Source organism: Streptomyces sp. NPDC006872 (assembly GCF_040635845.1).
Classification (GTDB): domain Bacteria; phylum Actinomycetota; class Actinomycetes; order Streptomycetales; family Streptomycetaceae; genus Streptomyces.
Window position 1 is genome coordinate 1,975 of record NZ_JBEYIL010000049.1, and the last position, 3,206, is coordinate 5,180.

Below are 3,206 nucleotides of genomic sequence, written 5' to 3' on the forward strand. Positions count from 1 at the left end.
GTCGGGGGTGATGGGTGGCTGGTCGTTGTTTGAGAACTGCACAGTGGACGCGAGCATCTGTGGCCAAGTTTTTAAGGGCGCACGGTGGATGCCTTGGCACCAGGAACCGATGAAGGACGTGGGAGGCCACGATAGTCCCCGGGGAGTCGTCAACCAGGCTTTGATCCGGGGGTTTCCGAATGGGGAAACCCGGCAGTCGTCATGGGCTGTCACCCATACCTGAACACATAGGGTATGTGGAGGGAACGCGGGGAAGTGAAACATCTCAGTACCCGCAGGAAGAGAAAACAACCGTGATTCCGGGAGTAGTGGCGAGCGAAACCGGATGAGGCCAAACCGTATGCGTGTGAGACCCGGCAGGGGTTGCGCATACGGGGTTGTGGGATCTCTCTTTCACAGTCTGCCGGCTGTGAGACGAGTCAGAAACCGTTGATGTAGGCGAAGGACATGCGAAAGGTCCGGCGTAGAGGGTAAGACCCCCGTAGTCGAAACATCAGCGGCTCGTTTGAGAGACACCCAAGTAGCACGGGGCCCGAGAAATCCCGTGTGAATCTGGCGGGACCACCCGCTAAGCCTAAATATTCCCTGGTGACCGATAGCGGATAGTACCGTGAGGGAATGGTGAAAAGTACCGCGGGAGCGGAGTGAAATAGTACCTGAAACCGTGTGCCTACAAGCCGTGGGAGCGTCGCGCATTGAGTTTACTCGATGCGTCGTGACTGCGTGCCTTTTGAAGAATGAGCCTGCGAGTTTGCGGTGTGTTGCGAGGTTAACCCGGGTGGGGTAGCCGTAGCGAAAGCGAGTCCGAATAGGGCGTTTCAGTAGCACGCTCAAGACCCGAAGCGGAGTGATCTAGCCATGGGCAGGTTGAAGCGGAGGTAAGACTTCGTGGAGGACCGAACCCACCAGGGTTGAAAACCTGGGGGATGACCTGTGGTTAGGGGTGAAAGGCCAATCAAACTCCGTGATAGCTGGTTCTCCCCGAAATGCATTTAGGTGCAGCGTCGTGTGTTTCTTGCCGGAGGTAGAGCACTGGATAGGCGATGGGCCCTACCGGGTTACTGACCTTAGCCAAACTCCGAATGCCGGTAAGTGAGAGCGCGGCAGTGAGACTGTGGGGGATAAGCTCCATGGTCGAGAGGGAAACAGCCCAGAGCATCGACTAAGGCCCCTAAGCGTACGCTAAGTGGGAAAGGATGTGGAGTCGCACAGACAACCAGGAGGTTGGCTTAGAAGCAGCCACCCTTGAAAGAGTGCGTAATAGCTCACTGGTCTAGTGATTCCGCGCCGACAATGTAGCGGGGCTCAAGCGTACCGCCGAAGTCGTGTCATTGCAGCATATAGGGCCAACGCCTGCTGTGATGGGTAGGGGAGCGTCGTGTGCCGGGTGAAGCCGCGCCGGAAGGCAGTGGTGGACGGTTCACGAGTGAGAATGCAGGCATGAGTAGCGATTCACACGTGAGAAACGTGTGCGCCGATTGACTAAGGGTTCCTGGGTCAAGCTGATCTGCCCAGGGTAAGTCGGGACCTAAGGCGAGGCCGACAGGCGTAGTCGATGGATAACCGGTTGATATTCCGGTACCCGCTGTGAAGCGTCAAACATTGAATCAGGCGATGCTAAGTCCGTGAAGCCGTTCCGGACCCTTCGGGGAATGGAAAGTGGTGGAGCCGACGGACCAGACTTGTAGTAGGTGAGTGATGGGGTGACGCAGGAAGGTAGTCCATCCCGGGCGGTGGTTGTCCCGGGGTAAGGGTGTAGGACGGTGTGTAGGCAAATCCGCACACCATGTGTCTGAGACCTGATGCCGAGCCGATTGTGGCGAAGTGGATGATCCTATGCTGTCGAGAAAAGCCTCTAGCGAGTTTCATGGCGGCCCGTACCCTAAACCGACTCAGGTGGTCAGGTAGAGAATACCGAGGCGTTCGGGTGAACTATGGTTAAGGAACTCGGCAAAATGCCCCCGTAACTTCGGGAGAAGGGGGGCCACGTCTGGTGAGAGCACTTGCTGCTCGAGCTGGGGGTGGCCGCAGAGACCAGCGAGAAGCGACTGTTTACTAAAAACACAGGTCCGTGCGAAGCCGTAAGGCGATGTATACGGACTGACGCCTGCCCGGTGCTGGAACGTTAAGGGGACCGGTTAGTCACTCTTCGGGGTGGCGAAGCTGAGAACTTAAGCGCCAGTAAACGGCGGTGGTAACTATAACCATCCTAAGGTAGCGAAATTCCTTGTCGGGTAAGTTCCGACCTGCACGAATGGCGTAACGACTTCTCGACTGTCTCAACCATAGGCCCGGTGAAATTGCACTACGAGTAAAGATGCTCGTTTCGCGCAGCAGGACGGAAAGACCCCGGGACCTTTACTACAGTTTGATATTGGTGTTCGGTTCGGCTTGTGTAGGATAGCTGGGAGACTTTGAAGCGGCCACGCCAGTGGTTGTGGAGTCGTCGTTGAAATACCAGTCTGGTCGTGCTGGATGTCTAACCTGGGTCCGTGATCCGGATCAGGGACAGTGTCTGATGGGTAGTTTAACTGGGGCGGTTGCCTCCTAAAGAGTAACGGAGGCGCCCAAAGGTTCCCTCAGCCTGGTTGGCAATCAGGTGTTGAGTGTAAGTGCACAAGGGAGCTTGACTGTGAGACCGACGGGTCGAGCAGGGACGAAAGTCGGGACTAGTGATCCGGCGGTGGCTTGTGGAAGCGCCGTCGCTCAACGGATAAAAGGTACCCCGGGGATAACAGGCTGATCTTCCCCAAGAGTCCATATCGACGGGATGGTTTGGCACCTCGATGTCGGCTCGTCGCATCCTGGGGCTGGAGTCGGTCCCAAGGGTTGGGCTGTTCGCCCATTAAAGCGGTACGCGAGCTGGGTTTAGAACGTCGTGAGACAGTTCGGTCCCTATCCGCTGCGCGCGCAGGAACATTGAGAAGGGCTGTCCCTAGTACGAGAGGACCGGGACGGACGAACCTCTGGTGTGCCAGTTGTTCTGCCAAGGGCATGGCTGGTTGGCTACGTTCGGGAGGGATAACCGCTGAAAGCATCTAAGCGGGAAGCCTGCTTCGAGATGAGTGTTCCCACCTCCTTGAGAGGGTAAGGCTCCCAGTAGACGACTGGGTTGATAGGCCGGATGTGGAAGCCCAGTAATGGGTGAAGCTGACTGGTACTAATAGGCCGAGGGCTTGTCCTCAGTTGCTCGCGTCCACTGTGTT

At 56.9% G+C, this 3,206-nt stretch carries 1 rRNA gene; it reads left to right on the top strand.

The features are described 5' to 3' along the window. The first annotated feature begins 61 nt into the window (after nucleotides 1–61). Nucleotides 62–3,184, top strand: a 23S ribosomal RNA gene (locus ABZ725_RS52385). The last annotated feature ends 22 nt before the right edge of the window (nucleotides 3,185–3,206 follow it).